This is a genomic window from Flavicella sp. IMCC45537 (genome assembly GCF_057197705.1).
The window spans coordinates 1,572,075-1,588,462 of the sequence record NZ_CM170067.1 but is presented as its reverse complement, the minus strand read 5'-3'; the positions used below and the strand labels follow the sequence as shown (position 1 = coordinate 1,588,462).

The following is a 16,388-nucleotide window of genomic DNA, read 5'->3' as shown; positions in this document are numbered from 1 at the left end:
TACCCAATAATTATGAGAGAAGTAGTTTTTAAGTCGTTGATTATTAGTTTTTTGTTTGTTTTTTGTGCTGTGGATGCTCAGAAAAAGAAGATGCCTAATATTATAGTTGTTTTGGCTGATGATATTAGCGCTCGAGAACTTCCGATTTATAAATCGGATACCTGGAGTCCACCTCATGGTGGTAACACGCAAGATGTAAAGTTTCGTGCAACTACTCCTGTTATAGATCAATTAGCAAAAGATGGAGTCTATATAAAAACGGCATGGGCAGCTGTTGTTTGTTCTCCAAGTAGAGCAATGATGATGACAGGAAGGTATGCACATTTACACAAGTGGTGGGGAAACAAAAATATTGGTAAATATTCTTCTCCTGAAGGAAAATTGGAATCTTATCCTTTGTATGCAAGTTCAGAGTATACTATTGGTCATGTCGCTAAGGCAGCTGGTTATGCCACCTTTTGGTCTGGTAAAACACAAATGAGAAATAAAAGATTAGAGTTGTTCGGTTTTGATGAAGGAGTTTTTACGCCAGGAGAGTCTAGTTTAGCTATGGATAATCCATATACTGATTTTCGAGTACAAACCAAGAAAGTGGACGGGAAAAAAGTTCAACTCAACAATAATACAGGAAATAAAGTAGCGACATATGATCAATCAAGCTGGTATTGGAAGCCTCATGTGATGCTAATGAATCATCCCACAGCAAAGAAACAATTTGAATGGTGGCCAAATACTAATAAGTCCAAAAAGAACTACGGTTTATCGACTTATGGTCCGGATGTAGAATTGGATTTTATTCTTGATTTTATGGAGAGAAAAACTAAAAATGAAGAGCCTTTTTTTGTGTATCATACCTCACACCTCGGACATGATGCTTATGATTTTCTGAACCCAACAGAAAAAAACAAATGGCCAGGAACACCAAAGGTAGAGTGGAAGAATGGAAAATATAAGAGAATGACACCAAAAATAACAGGTGAAAATGGAGTATTTGACAAACATGGTACTGTAACGAAATCAGGGATTCATAATCATATTAATTATTTAGATTATCAACTGTCTCTTTATTTAAAAAAGTTAAAAGATCTAAAGATAGAGGACAATACCATATTGATATTTTGTGCTGATAATGGTACAAGTGGTTATGGAAAAAATAGTCCTGACCTTCAAAAAGGAACCCATGTGCCATTTATAGTGTACGCTCCTGGAATGAATTTTACTAAAAAAGGAGAGCAAGATGTGTTGTTTAATTTGTCAGATGTATTACCTACCATAGCCGATATTGGTGGTGTTTCGTTACCAGAGGATTACGAAATTAATGGAGAATCTTTTTGGCCATTTTTAACAACGAACAAAAATGAACATAGGTCTTGGGTATATGGTTATAAGGATAATATGCAGATAATAAGAGGGTCAAATTTGATGAAGGATGGAAGAAATAGATGGTATGATGTAAGTGAGACACCAAACGATTTGATAAGTTATAGGGAAATAAAAAAATGGCAAAACGAATCTTCAGGTCTAAAATCAGAAAAAGAAAGACTAGAGTCCGTATTACCAAGATTCAATACGTTCGATATTGCTAAAAACGGTCCGTTAACAGAAAAAGACAAAAGAAAGTTGAAAAAGTTAGAAGATTTGAAGAGAGAAAAACAGAAATCTTTAAAAGCAAACAAGAAACTGAAGAATAAACATAAGTAATATTTTGAATAATATTTTTTAACAACAATTCTAATAAGTATAAAATGTATAAAAATTATCAACATCTCTTATGTATAGTGGTTATGGTGTTTAGTGCAGGTTTTTATAAAACAACGGCACAAAATATGACAAAACCTAATATTCTGTGGATTGTTACAGATGATCAAAGAATGGATTCTAATGGATATTTTAATGAAATTACAACAGGAAAAAAAAATAGTCCATTGGGGTATGTAGAATCTCCAAATTTAGATGCGCTTGCGAAAGAAGGTACCGTTTTTACAAATTTTTATTGTAATTCACCTGCGTGTGCTCCATCAAGAGGAAGTATTATAACAGGGAAATACCCGCATCATTCGGGGATTTATGGATTCGAAAAAACACATAATCAAACCGATTTTTTCAATAAAACAATGCCTCAAGTGATGGCAGATAATGGTTATCAAACGGCAATGTTTGGTAAAAAGGGATATTATATTTTTAATTGGACGCCAAAAGCTGTTAGAGGAGAAACTAATTTTTACCAGCAGTATGTTTCTAGTACTGAATTGAGAAAAAATAAAAATACAACAGACTGGGATAATAGTACGGAGTGGGGGCAGGTTAATGGCAAGTATAAGAAACTTGGTTCTCGTGTAAATTTTTATTATCCGAATGGCACTCATAAATATTTTCCAAGGGGTGAAAAACTAACAAAGAATGATAAAAAAAATAAAAAAGAAATTGAGAAGGAATTAGATATTTTATATGCTTACACTCGTAGTAATCCAGAACTCATTATAGGTGGAGTGAATTCTATGCCAGGTGATAAGACTTTAGATGGAAATATTACTAGAGAATTTTTAGATTATTTGAATAATAAAGATCAATTGTATGAGTCTCCTGTGGGTAAATCAATGAAGGGGGCAGATTCTAATACTCCTGTATTTGTTAGCTTGAGTTATCATTTTCCTCATACACCTGTAATGCCACCTAAAGAGTTTAGAGATCGCTTTAAGGGAAAAATTTATGAAATTCCGGAATTTGATAAGAGGGAAGTCTCAAAGTTACCAGCTCAGTTGAAAAAAATATATGATAAGATGAAAATTGATGATCTTACCTATGAAGAAAAGCAACAGGCAATTAGAGACTATTATGCTTTTTGCGCTTATGGCGATGATCAAATAGGAAAATCTATTAAAGCTTTTAAAGAATACTCGAAAGTGAATGAAAGGGAGTATTTGATATTTTATGTTTGTGGAGATCATGGATGGCAATTGGGAGAGCAAGGGATTGAAGCTAAATTTTCGCCATGGGAACTGTCAAACCATACCACGGCAATTGTAGTTTCTTCAGAAAGTGAAAAATTTAAAGCAGGTGATGTATATACTGGTTTTACAGAATATGTTGATATCATGCCAACTGTAATTGCTGCTGGTGGAACAGATCTTTCAATGGAAGAATATGATTTTTTAGATGGTTATGATTTGGCAGAGGTGTTAAAAAACAAAAATCTAAAAAGGGACTATGTTCTAGGCGAGTTTAATCATGTTGCAGGACCAAGAGCATTTATCAGAACTAAGAATTTTTCATTTTCTATGAGAAATAGAGAGAGTAATGCAAAGGCGAGTAATAAACAAAAACCGAACGTAAATGTTATGTGGGGAATCAAAGCCCCTAGAAAGGATGTAGAAATGGCTTTGTATGATTTAAGAATAGATCCCAAAGAAAGGAACAATGTTGCTAATGATAAAGAGTATATCAAATTAGCAGATTGGTTTAGAAAAAAATTAGGAAATATTACCTTAGGTGACGGAAGAATAGAGAGTAATTGGACTAAGCAAAATGAATACCATAAATCAGAGTTTGCATTAGGGGCGGATGATAAGAAAATAAATATCCCCAAAAAAATCATCCCTAAATTATAAAAAAAAACAAAGCCCTTTCTAACCACAGAAAGGGCTTTTTTTAGTTCCTATAGATTTTCTAATTATGTACTAATTTAATTTGAAATTCTTCATTGCCTACTTCTATACGAACTGCTGAACAATATTTAACCTAAAACTAGCAAGCAATATAATATCAATTAATTTTCTTATTTGCGTCAGAAAATCAGCTGTTATAATAAGGGACAAATTTAATTTCTTAATGGGGGAAATATGCGTTTTTAGACTTGATTAGAACTCGTGTTAAAAATTAAATATTCCGACATAAACTAGACAATATTTTGAAATGTATTTTAAAGTGTTGTTTTTGAGTGTTTTGAGTTTTGTTTTTGTGTCTATGTTTTGTTGCTAGTTTTTTTTGATAACAAAACAATCTTTGTATTTTTGAAAGAGATGTTAATTTTGAATTATGAAGAAAGAGTTATTTTTTATCTTGTTTTTGAGTCTAACAAGTTTTTCAGTAATAAGTCAGTCGTTAAAAAACAGAGATAAATTTTTTGATAAAGCCGTTGCGTTAAGAACTTCTAAAATGGACAGCACTGGTTTTTATTACGATAAAAGTTACAACTATCAATTAGAGCAACAGGATACATTAGGAATGATAAAGGCGGTATTTGCGAATGCCTATTATCACAAACATATTTCTGATTATAGTAGTGCTTATGATTATTGTTGGACGGGTTTACGTTTGGCTGAATCAGTGAATGATATGGTGTGGGCTGCACGTATACGTCAAGAATTGGCAGTGCTTTACAATATATATGGTAAAAAGGAAACTGCGTTAGAACATTTAGATTTCGCAAGGAATATAATGGTTCAAGCCTATAAAGAGAAAAAGGTACCTTTTAATAGTGTGAAATCTATTTATCATGCTTATTTCAATGTATATAGAAGTTCAGGTAGAATTGATATGGCTGAGAAATATCTTGATAGCAGTTATGCAATGTATAAAGCTATTTATCCGAATAAAAAAGATTATTTTTTAGAAGTAGAAAAAGGAAGTTTACTTCTTAAAAAGAAGAAATATGCAGAAGCTATTGAAACATTTAAGGAGATTGATGTTTTAAAAAACCAGTACAATGAGAGATATAGTGTTATTTCTAATCATTTATTGGGTCGCGCACTTGAAGAATCAGGCAGATATGCGGAAAGTTCAAACAGTTATTTAACCTCCTTAAAGTTGATTGAAGATTATAATAGTCATCATAACTATAAGAGTTTGAATTATATAAGATTGTCGATTTTGGCTCTAAAACAAAAAAAGTTTGAAAAAGCGTATCAGTATTTAGCAAAATCGAGTAAATTAGATAAACAAGATTATGGAGCGAATTTTGAAAAAAATGCTCAGTTCTTGAATATTAAGGATGAGTATAGGATTGAAAAGGAAAAACAACTTTTAAAATCCAAAGAAGATGAATTAATGATTTTGCAGCAAGAATCTAGCATCAATAAGTTAAAACAGTTAGTTTTAATTGTTAGCTTGGTTTTTATATTGTTAAGTGCTTTTTTAATTATTAAAGGGATTCGCTTTAAACATAAAGCTGAGAAAAAAGCGCTAAAAGATAAGCAAAGGATTGAACTGGATGCTAAAAATAGTATTCTAGAAGTTAAAAATAAGGAACTTACACTTTCTGCTTTGCAATTAATAGAGAAAGAAGAGTTTGTTTCTGAGATTGCTTCAGAACTAAAGCTATCCAATGATAAAGTGGATGTTCAGAAATTAAAGAATAAGGTAAAGACAATTCAGCGTGATCCTAATAATAATTGGGCAGAGTTTGAAGCACGGTTTGTTGCTATAAATCAGGATTTTTATAAAAACTTAAAAGCAGAATTCCCTGATTTAGGGCCTACAGATTTGAAAGTTTGTGCTTTGCTGAAATTGAATTTTTCGAGTAAAAAAATGGCAACCTTGTTAGGTATTTCTGTAGAGAGCTCTCATTCATCAAGACATAGGGTAAGGAAGAAATTAGGTTTGGATAGGAACGTGAATTTAGTTGATTTTATAAATAAGTTCTAAGAAAAAGAAAGACTTTTTATAAAAGGCACCTGTCAACTAGTTTGACAAGTGCCTTTTTGCTTTGTGTGAGTTTAGAATTGTTCAGGTTTATTTGGGATCTTAAGTTTTAAAGGGCTTGAAAGCAAAGTGTGTTCAGTTTGTGTTTAGTTTTTAAACGGTTGTTTTTGTCTATATCAAGTATTCATCAAGTCTAGTTTTTCAGATCTATGGAAAGAAATTATTTGATTTGTATATCTAATTTAAACCAGAATAATTATGAAATTAAATTTTAGAAAGAAGAGTATAACCAAACCTAAAATTAGGTTTCTTCTTTTAGGCATTCTCTTGCTAACGTGTTGCTTTGATATACAAGCGCAAACACAAATTGTAAAAGGAACTGTTTCAAGTGAAGGGGAACCTCTTCCTGGAGTGGGGATTGTCGTAAAAGGAACTTCAAGAGGAGCAACGTCAGATTTTGATGGGAATTTTGAGTTGAAAGCATCCGATGGAGAAATCATTGTATTTAGCTATATGGGGTTTGTTACCCAGGAGGTTAAGGCAACAACAGCTAAAGCATTAAATGTTGTTTTAAAGCAAGATGTATCTACCTTAGAAGAGGTGGTAGTAGTTGGGTATGGTACTCAAAAGAAAAAGGAGATCACAGGGGCGGTTGTAAAAGTTGAAGCAGCTGCAATTGAGGTTTCTGCAACGGCCGATGTTGCATCAGCCTTACAAGGGCAAATTGCAGGGGTAAATGTTCAAGCAAGCTCAGGAGATCCTGGTGCTGGTGCGAATATTATCATTCGTGGGCTATCTTCTGTATATGGAAACAATACTCCATTATATGTGGTGGATGGTATTCCTTATGAAGGAGATCCTAAATTGAGTGTTGAGGAAATAGAAAGTATTGATGTTTTAAAAGATGATGCTTCTGCTGCAATTTATGGTACTAGGGGAGCTGCTGGGGTAATTTTGATTACCACTAAAAAAGGGGAAGAAGGAACAATGAAAATGTCATTTAGTACTTACTACGGAGTTCAGAGTATAACTTCTGGTGTACCGCTTTTAAATAACCAAGACAGATTGTATGTTGATTTTTTAAGTTCAACAGCTTTACAAGGTAAAACATACGGGAATACTTGGACAAGAATGGAGACTAGTACACACCAAATGACAAACAATACAAGTTTGATTGACTTGGTAGAGAACAATTATGCTCCTATCAAGAATCATAGTATTCGTGTTTCTGGTGGGCAAAATGGACTGACTTATAGTTTTACAGGAAATTATTTTGATCAAGAAGGGGTTATCATTAAGTCGGGGTATAAACGATTGAACTTAAGACAAAATACCCAATTTAAAAAAGGAAAGTGGAATGTGTCTACTGTTGCTGGTTTTAGGACTGAAGACAGAAAACATGCTCCTTGGGGCCTGTTATTAGATGCTAATAGTTACAATGCTTCTCAGCCAGAATTAACTTTAGATAGCAATGGTTTAGAGGATGCGGGGTCATCAAGTGGTAGTGAAGCTGAAAACTTAACTTTCTTGGGTAGAAAGCTTATTCAAGAAGATGATACTGAGACGAATACTTTTGATGCAAATTTAAGAGTCGCTTATAACTTCTCTAAAAATTTTAAATTTACTTCTAGGGTTGGTATTTTATATGCTAATAGTACTAGAATTACTGTTAATCCTGAATATGTTGCCTATAACTTTGAAGGGGAAGAAATTCCAACAGAACGTTCAAAAATAAGAAATACTGCTGGTAGACGTAAGAATTATTCTTTAGAGAATATTATCAATTACAATAAAAAAATTGGTAAGCATCAGGTAAAATTATTAGGTGTATACTCTAGAGAATCATTTTTCTCGGCTCAGTTTTTCGGAGAGAAATTAGATATTGCGGATAATAATATTACCGTTTTGAATGGAGCTACAAGTCCTGATGCAAATGCAGGATCCGGTACTGGACAATGGAATCAGGATAAAACAAACACTTTAGTTGGTTATTTAGGTCGTTTCCAATATAATTATGATGGTAAGTATTTGTTAAGCGCAAGTGTAAGACGAGATGGTTCTTCAAGGTTTCAAAAAGAACACTGGGGGACTTTCCCTTCAGTTTCTGTAGGATGGAATGTTGCTGAAGAAAATTTCTGGGCACCATTAAAACGAAGTGTTAATGCCTTCAAATTAAGAGCGAGTAGAGGAACAACAGGAAATCAAGGAATCGCAGATTATAGTTATTCTCCGGTATTGGTTCTTGAAAATGATTATGTGTTCAATACTGGATCTAATCAAAATTTGGTAAGCGGACTAACTCAGCAAGCTTATGCAAATCCAGATGTAAAATGGGAAACATCTACTTCAACGAATATTGGTTTTGATTTGAGCTTCTTTAGAAATGCCTTGCAATTGACAGGAGATTTTTACAAAGCAGACAAGAGAGATATGTTATTTCCATTTATTGTACCTCCGAGTCAAGGAGTTGGTTCAGGAAATGATGCTCAAGTTGTATCTAATGTGGGAGATATGGAAAATAAAGGTACAGAATTGGCTGTAAACTATACACATAGAGGGAAGATGACCATCAAAACAGGTTTGACTTATACTAGAAATAGAAATAAGGTGACTAAAATGAGTGATACCAATAAAGAAGTTGCATTGGCAAATAGTCAAGTAACTAATGTTGGTCAAGGAGAGGATTTGGTTTCTTTTCTTAAGGAGGGGTATGTAGCCGGAGCGTTTTTTCTTATCGAAACGGATGGAATTGTGCAACCTGAAGATTTAGAGGAATATAGAAAAATTCAACCGAATGCTCAAGCGGGAGATTTGAAATATGTTGACTTTAACAACGATGGTGTTTTAGATATTAATGATAGACAGTTTGCAGGAAGCGGAGTTCCAGATTTTGAACTTGGTTGGAACTTTAATGCGAACTACAAGCATTTTGATTTTACTATGCAATGGTATGGATCTTTTGGAGCAGAAATTTTAAATGGTTCGAAAGCGTATACTTATAAAAAATCGAATCATAGAGATTTGATTTACCAATGGAGTCCTCAAAACCCAACTTCTACAATTCCCGTAAACAGAGGTGATTCTCATGAAAACTACAGAGGACAAACTGATTTTTGGTTAGAGGATGGGTCTTTTATTAGGTTGAGAAACATAACTTTAGGGTATACAATCCCTAAGAATGTATTGAAAGAATCTGGAATAAGCAGATTACGTGTGTATACATCTGCTCAAAATCCTATTACAATTACAAAGTATACAGGGTATGATCCAGAAGTAGGAAATAATGGTTTAAGTACAAGAGGAATTGATAGAGGAACATATCCAGTAAGTTCAATATTAAGATTTGGAGTACAACTTGACTTTTAATCAAATAAAGAAAGACATGAAAAAAATAAATATAGATATAAAAATAAAAGATTTCTTTTCTAGCATAACGAAAAGAGGAGCTCTTATTGGATGTTCAGTATTACTAGTTGCCTTAACGGGCTGTAACGATGAGGATTTTTTAGACCAATCAAACCCTAATCAAATTTCTACAGATGTATTCTGGCAGACAGCAGGACATTTAGAAGCAGGATTGAATGGTGTTTACAATACCTTCAAAAGTACTACTATGGTGAATTTGGTAGAAGAATTGAATAGAAGTGATTACGCTTATGCAGGATCATGGAGAGCACGTCCTACAATGGTGAATACTTCCTATTTGCAAACTTTTAATAATGCATCAAATCCTTCAATTCAAAAATGGCAAGAAGGTTATGAGGGAGTTTTTAGAGCGAATCAAGTAATTGAGGCAGCAAATAGAATAATGCCTACTTTATCAGGAGAAGATAAGGCAAGAGCTATTTTAGCATTAGGCCAAGCTCGTCTATTAAGGGGATTTTTCTATTATAATTTGTATAATTCTTATAATGGAGGATCTATTCCTTTGGTTACCGAGGTTGCTATGTCTCCAAGTGATTTTTTTAAGACTCCTAGTCCTGCAGATGAAGTGAGAACTTTTTATATCGCTGATTTCGAGTATGCCGCATCTGTTTTACCTAATAGTTGGACAGGAGATGATTTAGGACGTGTTACGGCTGGTGCAGCTGTTGCTTTATTAGGAAATACATATTTACATAATTCAGAATATGCTAAGGCTGCAGAAAAGTACATAAGCGTTATAGAAGACTTTGGATATGATTTAATGCCAAATATTGGTAGTAACTTTACGACGATGGATGAATTTAATATAGAATCCATTTTGGAAGCATCTTTTACAGTTGACTTTAAGATGTCAGAAGTTGGTTTTTCATGGAAGTTGTTATCGAGTGATTTGGCATGGAGATTTTCTCCAAATTGGTTGGGGACAATTCCATCAAACTGGTTGACTGTTTTGTATAAAAACGAAGTGTTGGATTTGTCTGATGATGCAAATAGAGTAGAAGGTGGAGGATTTAGAAAGTATAGCTTAAGAACTTCTGCATCAATTGCTTTAGTTGATGATGTGGATTCTCCTTGGTATGGAAGACTGCCTGGTACAACGGGACCTTTTAATCAGGGAAATACCAGTTATTGGAGAAAGCATACCAACTGGGATATCGTGGAAGCTGAAAAAGATATTTATCCGTCAACGCCAAGATCAGGAGTGAATGAGAGATACATTCGTTTGGCTGGAGTGATGTTAAATTATGCTGAGTGTATGGTAGAACTAGGTAACTTACCAGAAGCGATGAAGTATGTAAATAGAGTTCGTCGTAGATCAGCTGTACAGTTAATTGGACTTAGCGCAGAAGATACAGAATATGGTTCGAATGATCATGATGAACTTGTTTATTCACAAGAGATGCTAAGAGAGCATATCAGACATGTAGAAAAGCCGCTTGAATTGGGAGGTGAAGGATTAGGAGAGCGTAATGTGGATCTAAGAAGATGGGGAATTAAGAAACAAAGATTCGAGGAACTTTCGAGTAGAAGATATGATGCACTACATTATTATGATGCTGTAAATGATGCTGGTAATGCAGTTACTAGATGGGCTAGTTTATTAGTTGAGGTAGCTGTTGATGATCCAAATGTAGATCCTAATTTCACAGAATTTCAAGAAGCAACAGCTAACTATACGGATGAATTGCATTCGTATTGGCCTATACCGAATACAGAATTGGTTACAAATCCTTTCATTGGAATTGAGACTGAATAATAAAAATTAAATTTTATTAAAATGAAAAAAATATATCTATTATTATCTTTCGCTATAGCTACAATGTTTGTGGCTTGTAAAGATGAATCCTATGAACAACCAAATACCTTTTCTGATGTTGGTTTTTACACAGGAGGAGCTAGACAAAATGTTTTAAGATCAACCGCTGGAGGTTATATGTCTTTTATGGATTTATCTCAAGGAACAGTGGATCATACTTGGACAATACCTAAAGGGAATTATTTTTTAAGAGGTCCAATTGCAAGAAGAGACTCTGTTTTTGAGCAGTTTATTATAAATAAAACAGATACGGTTTCAACTGAAGATGTTGTACATGTCTTGTTTCCAACAGGTGGTTTAAAAGAGGTGACATTGCATAACACCTTTCACGATTCAGTTGCGTTTCGTGGTAATAATGGTGTGGAAGATTATATTTTACCATCAGTGAAAGTGGGTGATCTTTGGGTTATTGATACTACCTTTGTAGTGGATGTTTATGATTCAATTGTCCCACAAATTGAGATAAGACAAGATGGTGCTTTGGTACCTCATGAAAGTACTTCAGATGTAATTACTGTAGAGGTTGGTGGAACACTTGAGTTTACTGATTTATCAACTATTGGGAGACCGACGAATAGAACATGGACGGTTTCAGGCGAACAAAGCTCTAGTCAAGTATTTGAACCTACCTTCAAAAAATTAGGGGTTCAAAGTGCGCAATTGTATTTGACAAGAAGTGGTGAGAATATTCCTGGTGATAGTGAAAGGTATTTTGTGCCTGCAACTATCAATGTTATACCTTCATCTAAGCCATTCCAAGTGACAGGAACAATTCAAGAGCAATTAGATGAGTCGATTCATATACCGTTTAATGGAGAATTTGCTCCTTTTACAGGGAAAGAAGCTTTTTTCTCAGCTAAAGTGAATGGGACAGATTTCTCTATCAAATCTGTAGTTATTAATCCGGATGACGCAACTGTATTAGTGGTAACTTTGGATGATCCTATATACAGACCTGATGTAGTTACAGTTTCGTTAACTGATGGTAGTGGAATTACGTCTACAGATACAAGAGTTCCGGTTGCATTTACGGATTCAGCTGTAACCATGAATAATGAGAATTTGCTGCCTACCAATGTTGCAGATGCAAGTGCTTGGGGGCCATGGTGGAGAAATGCACCACATGTGGAGCTTTCTACGGAGCAAGTATCTTTAGGAACTAGTAGTGTTAAAATGACTATTTTACCAGGAGAAGCAACTTCAGAATCTGGTTATTCGTTCCCTAATGATGGTGTAATTCCTTTAGAAGCAGGAAAAGAATACATTTTCCGTTATAAGGTTTATATTGATGGAGCAAATAGTCCAGTAATGCCTTTGAATGGTCAAATGTTTATGCTTAACGATTGGGGATGGAATTCGACAGTAGATTTTTCTACAGGTACCTTGCCAACGGATGAATGGATAACTCAAGAAGTTACCTATACACGTTCTCCTAGAGATGTGGCAAAGTTATGGTTCAGAATAAATGCGAATGCTGGACAGACTACAGAAGCAACTATATATATTGATGATTTCTTCTTAATAGAAAAAGAAGAAAGACCATAGTATAATTGTTTTAATTTTAAATTAAAAAGGGCCTTCATTTGTTGAAGGCTCTTTTTTTTTGTTCTGTTTTTTAGTGGGGGATAGCTTTGGATAAAATAAAAAATAAGAAGATATTTGTCTGAAATAATTGTATGTTGCTTACATGAGGAACGTTTTAAAATTTGCCATAATACTCCCTGTAATAATTGTCTTTTTTGGCCTAATAGGATCTTGGTTTGTTTTTGAGTATAAAAAAGATTGGTTGAAAGATGAACTTCTTTTAGTTGCTAACGACAATTTTAAAGGTGAATTTCAGATAGAATCTTTAGGTTATGATCTGTTTACTTATTTCCCTAAGGTAGCTATTACATTGAATAATGTTTCATTTATTGAAGATGGTTTTGTTAAGCCAAATGAAAATATTTTTTCTTTAAAAAAAATAGCTCTTGATTTTGATTTAAAAGAATTGTTATCTAGTTCTAAGTTGATTATTAAAAGAGCCGTGATTGAAGATGGATCTTTAAATTTAATTGAATATGAGAAGTATTGGAATATCGCCAATGCCTTCTCAGTGTTAAATGAGATATCTTCAGATCAAAGTAATACTTCATTGAGTTCTCCATTTGTTTTAGCAATAGAAGAGTTAGAAGTCAAGCAGGCCTCTATGTCAATTTTGTTAGATGGGAATAAAAATGCTGAATTTTTTGAGTTTGAAAATGTTAAGGCAAAACTTAAATTGTCTGGTAATGTTTTGGATATCGAGGTAAATTCTAATCAAGAAATAAGACCTACATTTTTTGAAAAATATGATCTAAGAAAACTTGAGAAATCGGAGTTGTCGTCAGGTTTTAGTATTGATTTAAATACGGATAAAATCGATGTAAGATCTAGTTTTCTTAGGTTTTTAAATCAGTCTTATCAGTTTAAAGGGAGCTATAGTTATCAAAAGGATCATATAATTGATTTGGAGTTTAAAGGTTTTATAAACGATTCCGAGATGCATGAGGCATTTACAAAAGGAAAAGTCTACACACGCTTCAGTCAAAATGAAAAAGTATTAAATTTTAAAGTATCATCTTTTGATGTAGATGTAAACAAAGCTCTGAATGAGTATAATCCTCATAAATTTGCTGAAGGTAATGTAGATTTTTGTGTCGATTGGAAATTTAAGGGATATAATTTTAGCGAGTTTAAGAAAAGCTCCAATGCTAAAATTGGAGTGAATGGAAAGGATATAATGCTTTATGGTATGGATCTTGACCATTTGTTAAAGAATTATAAAAAGAGTCAAAATTTTAATTTGGTTGATATTGGTGCTTTTGCATTTGCCGGTCCGTTTGGTACTGTTGCTGTAAAAGGGTCCGATTTTACAAAATTACTAACCACAAAATTCACAGATAAAGATTCTTCAAATATAAAGGAACTTGTAATAGATATGAATCTTTCCAAAGGAGTTTTAAAAGCTGAAGATGTCGCTTTTTCTACAAATAACAATAGACTCGCTTTATTTGCAGACTATGATATTGTAAAAGATTCTATTCCTAATGCAGAAATTGTGGTTTTAACGGATAGGGCATGTCAAATATTAGGACAAAAATTTCATGGAAATCCAGAAGCAATTGTATTAGATGAAGTAAAAGTTGTAAAAACGCTTATGGGATCTGTCGTCAATTTATTTAGAACTTTAACGCTGCAAAAATGTAATCCCATCTACTTTGGAAAAGTCAGTCATCCCGTACCAACGGATCCTAATTATTTTATGATCGATGGCGCTAATGCAAAAAAGATATTTGAAAAGAAAAAATAGCAATGTGTAGTGCTTTTTTTACAAATCGTGAGGTCTATGGTCATGTTGTGGCGGTCCTTGTCGGCCATTATGTCTATGTTGACCCGGTGGTGGTCCTTTTCTACGGATTTCAGTAAAATTCCCTTTTAGACATCTACTCATATATGGGTACTCCTCAGTTACAAAATAAGCATAAGAACCATTTATGGTAGTTCCATTACATTCATCTAGGTTGCCAAGCCCATCAATGTATTCCCAATCAGAAACAAAAGTACCATCAGGGCGAGTGTCTTGAAGGTCTTTTTCAATGCCATGTTTTGGGTTTTTATAGGCGCACGCATCACCAGTTCGATTGGTTTGTGACAGTTGATAGCTTGGCTTGTATTTACCGGTTTTAGAGTAATAAATCGGAAAGCCGTCTTTAGCAAAACCTACATGAATTAAATCTTCTTCTCTGTCTAAAATTTTTATTAATTCGGTTGGTACTCCATGATAATGATAAGCACCCGTTGGTTGAACATGTGCATTGTTAAAGTCTAATCCTAGGTTAACCAAATCTTGAAAAGCTTCTATTTTATACACTTCGCCTGTTTCACAAACAAATCTTTCCGCTGTTTCTGGTTCAAACTTCACTCCATTTATGGCGATTCCTGGTTCTCTAGCCCATTTTGATTTACCAGATAATTGAGGGTTAATCGGAATGGAATACTTCAATTTTTGCGCAGAAATTGTATTTGGATTCCCATAGGTAGGGAATTTTCCTGTTTCATGATTAGGGAGTGCATTGGTATTTATAATTCTATTCCCGTTCTTTAATTCGACGGTTGTATTTGTACCATAGGTGCTACTAGAAATACTATATTCTTTAAAGAAATCCGTTGTTAGTAAATTTGTTGTTTGAGCTACTTGCTTCTTCGAACTTGTTTTATTTTCTGAAGTTCCACAACTTATGGCAATACATAGACTGAAAAAATAAATAATAATGCGCAATGATTTCATATAATTACAGATTTTTAGTTTGTTTTTATTTTATCGAGGATAATTTTAAATATTATTTTTTAGGCACTAGTTCGTAGGGATAGATTGCTGTCCAGTCTTGCTCCATATCTACAATTGTCCAATCTTTTTCTTTTGCTTCATCAAGACCTTTGTTAAATCTTCCAATGTGAGAATCCCGATCGTATGCCCATTCTCTTATTGAGTCAGTATGGTGAACGTAAAGCATAAAACTTTTAGATTTATTTGAAGCGGTCCAGCGAAGCATCTGAAGATCACCATCTGAGTTACCTGCGGCAAAAACTGGCTTTCTACCAATAAATTTATGGATTGCTTCAGGTTTTCCTCCCTTATCATTATTAAAATCTAGTTCAGGTAACCTTTTTATAATAGGATTTCCATTATTGTAATCATATGATGTTTTAATAGTGCTACCAACAACCTGTTCCTTAGGTATTCCATATACCTGTTCTGTGAATGGTCTCATAAAATCTAATCCCCCCCCAGAGACAATGTAAGTTTTGAAGTTGTTTGATCTTAAATAAGATAAAAGTTCTAGCATAGGTTGATAAACTAAGTCTGTATATGGTTTGTTTTTTGTTGGGTGGATTGCTGTTTTTAACCAGTTTTTTACAATTTCTTCAAATTCCTCTGTTGTACTTCCAGCATGCGTAGCCATCACTATTTTGACGATTCCTGCCTCTCCGTATTGTAATAATTCTTTCATGTTTCCTTCCAATGCGGCTTTATATGGTTGCGTAGTTTTCCATGATGGATGTTTTTCTACATTGGCCTTAATTTGGTCAATTGCAAAGAAAAATTGAAAATATAAAGGTTGTTCCGACCATAAAGTACCATCATTATCAAAGGTCGCAATGCGTTCATTAACAGGGATGAAGTTTTTACTTGAAGGGTTCGTGGCAGTGTTTACAAAATCGATAATTTGAGATTTATGTTTGCCTGTATTCCATGATGATAATGGGTCAGAGACTTTGTTGCTTTTGGAGTCTTTATGAGAACAACTAGTGAATAGAAGAATAACAATGGCAAAAATACATTTTTTCATGAGTTGGTTTTGAATTTAAGAATACTTAAAGATTCCTGTAATAGTTATATAAATACAAGGTATCAATATATAAGTTAAGTTTAAAATTTAATCGATGAAAATTGAATAAACTGTTTTTTAAGATATGATATTTC

General features: G+C 33.6%; 9 protein-coding genes. 7 read left to right on the top strand and 2 right to left on the bottom strand.

The features are described 5' to 3' along the window. The first annotated feature begins 12 nt into the window (after nucleotides 1-12). The 7 genes from AC2DGP_RS06805 to AC2DGP_RS06775 all read left to right on the top strand — a co-directional run bounded on the left by AC2DGP_RS06805 (nucleotide 13) and on the right by AC2DGP_RS06775 (nucleotide 14,213). Nucleotides 13-1,701 (top strand): sulfatase-like hydrolase/transferase, encoded by a 1,689-nt coding sequence (locus tag AC2DGP_RS06805; RefSeq protein WP_484492260.1) that lies wholly within the window; start codon nucleotides 13-15, stop codon nucleotides 1,699-1,701. Between the two features lie 44 nt (nucleotides 1,702-1,745). After that, nucleotides 1,746-3,608, top strand: a complete 1,863-nt coding sequence (locus tag AC2DGP_RS06800; RefSeq protein ID WP_484492259.1) for a sulfatase-like hydrolase/transferase — start codon at nucleotides 1,746-1,748, stop codon at nucleotides 3,606-3,608. Nucleotides 3,609-4,035: 427 nt separating this feature from the next. After that, nucleotides 4,036-5,643 carry a helix-turn-helix transcriptional regulator gene (locus tag AC2DGP_RS06795; protein ID WP_484492258.1) on the top strand — a complete coding sequence of 536 codons (1,608 nt, stop codon included), beginning with the start codon at nucleotides 4,036-4,038 and terminating at the stop codon, nucleotides 5,641-5,643. Between the two features lie 255 nt (nucleotides 5,644-5,898). Then, nucleotides 5,899-9,006 carry a SusC/RagA family TonB-linked outer membrane protein gene (locus AC2DGP_RS06790; protein WP_484492257.1) on the top strand — a complete coding sequence of 1,036 codons (3,108 nt, stop codon included), beginning with the start codon at nucleotides 5,899-5,901 and terminating at the stop codon, nucleotides 9,004-9,006. Between the two features lie 16 nt (nucleotides 9,007-9,022). Further along, nucleotides 9,023-10,822 carry a RagB/SusD family nutrient uptake outer membrane protein gene (locus AC2DGP_RS06785; RefSeq protein WP_484492256.1) on the top strand — a complete coding sequence of 600 codons (1,800 nt, stop codon included), beginning with the start codon at nucleotides 9,023-9,025 and terminating at the stop codon, nucleotides 10,820-10,822. Nucleotides 10,823-10,843: 21 nt separating this feature from the next. Next, entirely contained in the window at nucleotides 10,844-12,427 is a 1,584-nt protein-coding gene (locus AC2DGP_RS06780) for a hypothetical protein (RefSeq protein ID WP_484492255.1), read from the top strand. Between the two features lie 142 nt (nucleotides 12,428-12,569). Beyond that, nucleotides 12,570-14,213 carry an AsmA family protein gene (locus AC2DGP_RS06775; protein WP_484492254.1) on the top strand — a complete coding sequence of 548 codons (1,644 nt, stop codon included), beginning with the start codon at nucleotides 12,570-12,572 and terminating at the stop codon, nucleotides 14,211-14,213. An 18-nt stretch (nucleotides 14,214-14,231) separates the two neighbouring features. On the opposite strand, the gene AC2DGP_RS06770 is transcribed toward AC2DGP_RS06775, so the two are convergent. Then, nucleotides 14,232-15,191: a YHYH protein gene (locus AC2DGP_RS06770; RefSeq protein WP_484492253.1), complete on the bottom strand. Its 960-nt coding sequence runs from the start codon at nucleotides 15,189-15,191 to the stop codon at nucleotides 14,232-14,234. A gap of 52 nt (nucleotides 15,192-15,243) precedes the next feature. Next, the gene (locus AC2DGP_RS06765; RefSeq protein WP_484492252.1) at nucleotides 15,244-16,254 is read right to left on the bottom strand and encodes an HAD family hydrolase; all 1,011 of its coding nucleotides are present in this window, start codon (nucleotides 16,252-16,254) and stop codon (nucleotides 15,244-15,246) included. Nucleotides 16,255-16,388 lie beyond the last annotated feature (134 nt).

Excerpts from the sequence above, each read along its gene's own strand:
- AC2DGP_RS06805 (WP_484492260.1), top strand. The coding sequence starts at position 13 with ATGAGAGAAGTAGTTTTTAAGTCGTTGATTATTAGTTTTTTGTTTGTT.
- AC2DGP_RS06800 (WP_484492259.1), top strand. The coding sequence starts at position 1,746 with ATGTATAAAAATTATCAACATCTCTTATGTATAGTGGTTATGGTGTTT.
- AC2DGP_RS06795 (WP_484492258.1), top strand. The coding sequence starts at position 4,036 with ATGAAGAAAGAGTTATTTTTTATCTTGTTTTTGAGTCTAACAAGTTTT.
- AC2DGP_RS06790 (WP_484492257.1), top strand. The coding sequence starts at position 5,899 with ATGAAATTAAATTTTAGAAAGAAGAGTATAACCAAACCTAAAATTAGG.
- AC2DGP_RS06785 (WP_484492256.1), top strand. The coding sequence starts at position 9,023 with ATGAAAAAAATAAATATAGATATAAAAATAAAAGATTTCTTTTCTAGC.
- AC2DGP_RS06780 (WP_484492255.1), top strand. The coding sequence starts at position 10,844 with ATGAAAAAAATATATCTATTATTATCTTTCGCTATAGCTACAATGTTT.
- AC2DGP_RS06775 (WP_484492254.1), top strand. The coding sequence starts at position 12,570 with ATGAGGAACGTTTTAAAATTTGCCATAATACTCCCTGTAATAATTGTC.
- AC2DGP_RS06770 (WP_484492253.1), bottom strand. The coding sequence starts at position 15,191 with ATGAAATCATTGCGCATTATTATTTATTTTTTCAGTCTATGTATTGCC.
- AC2DGP_RS06765 (WP_484492252.1), bottom strand. The coding sequence starts at position 16,254 with ATGAAAAAATGTATTTTTGCCATTGTTATTCTTCTATTCACTAGTTGT.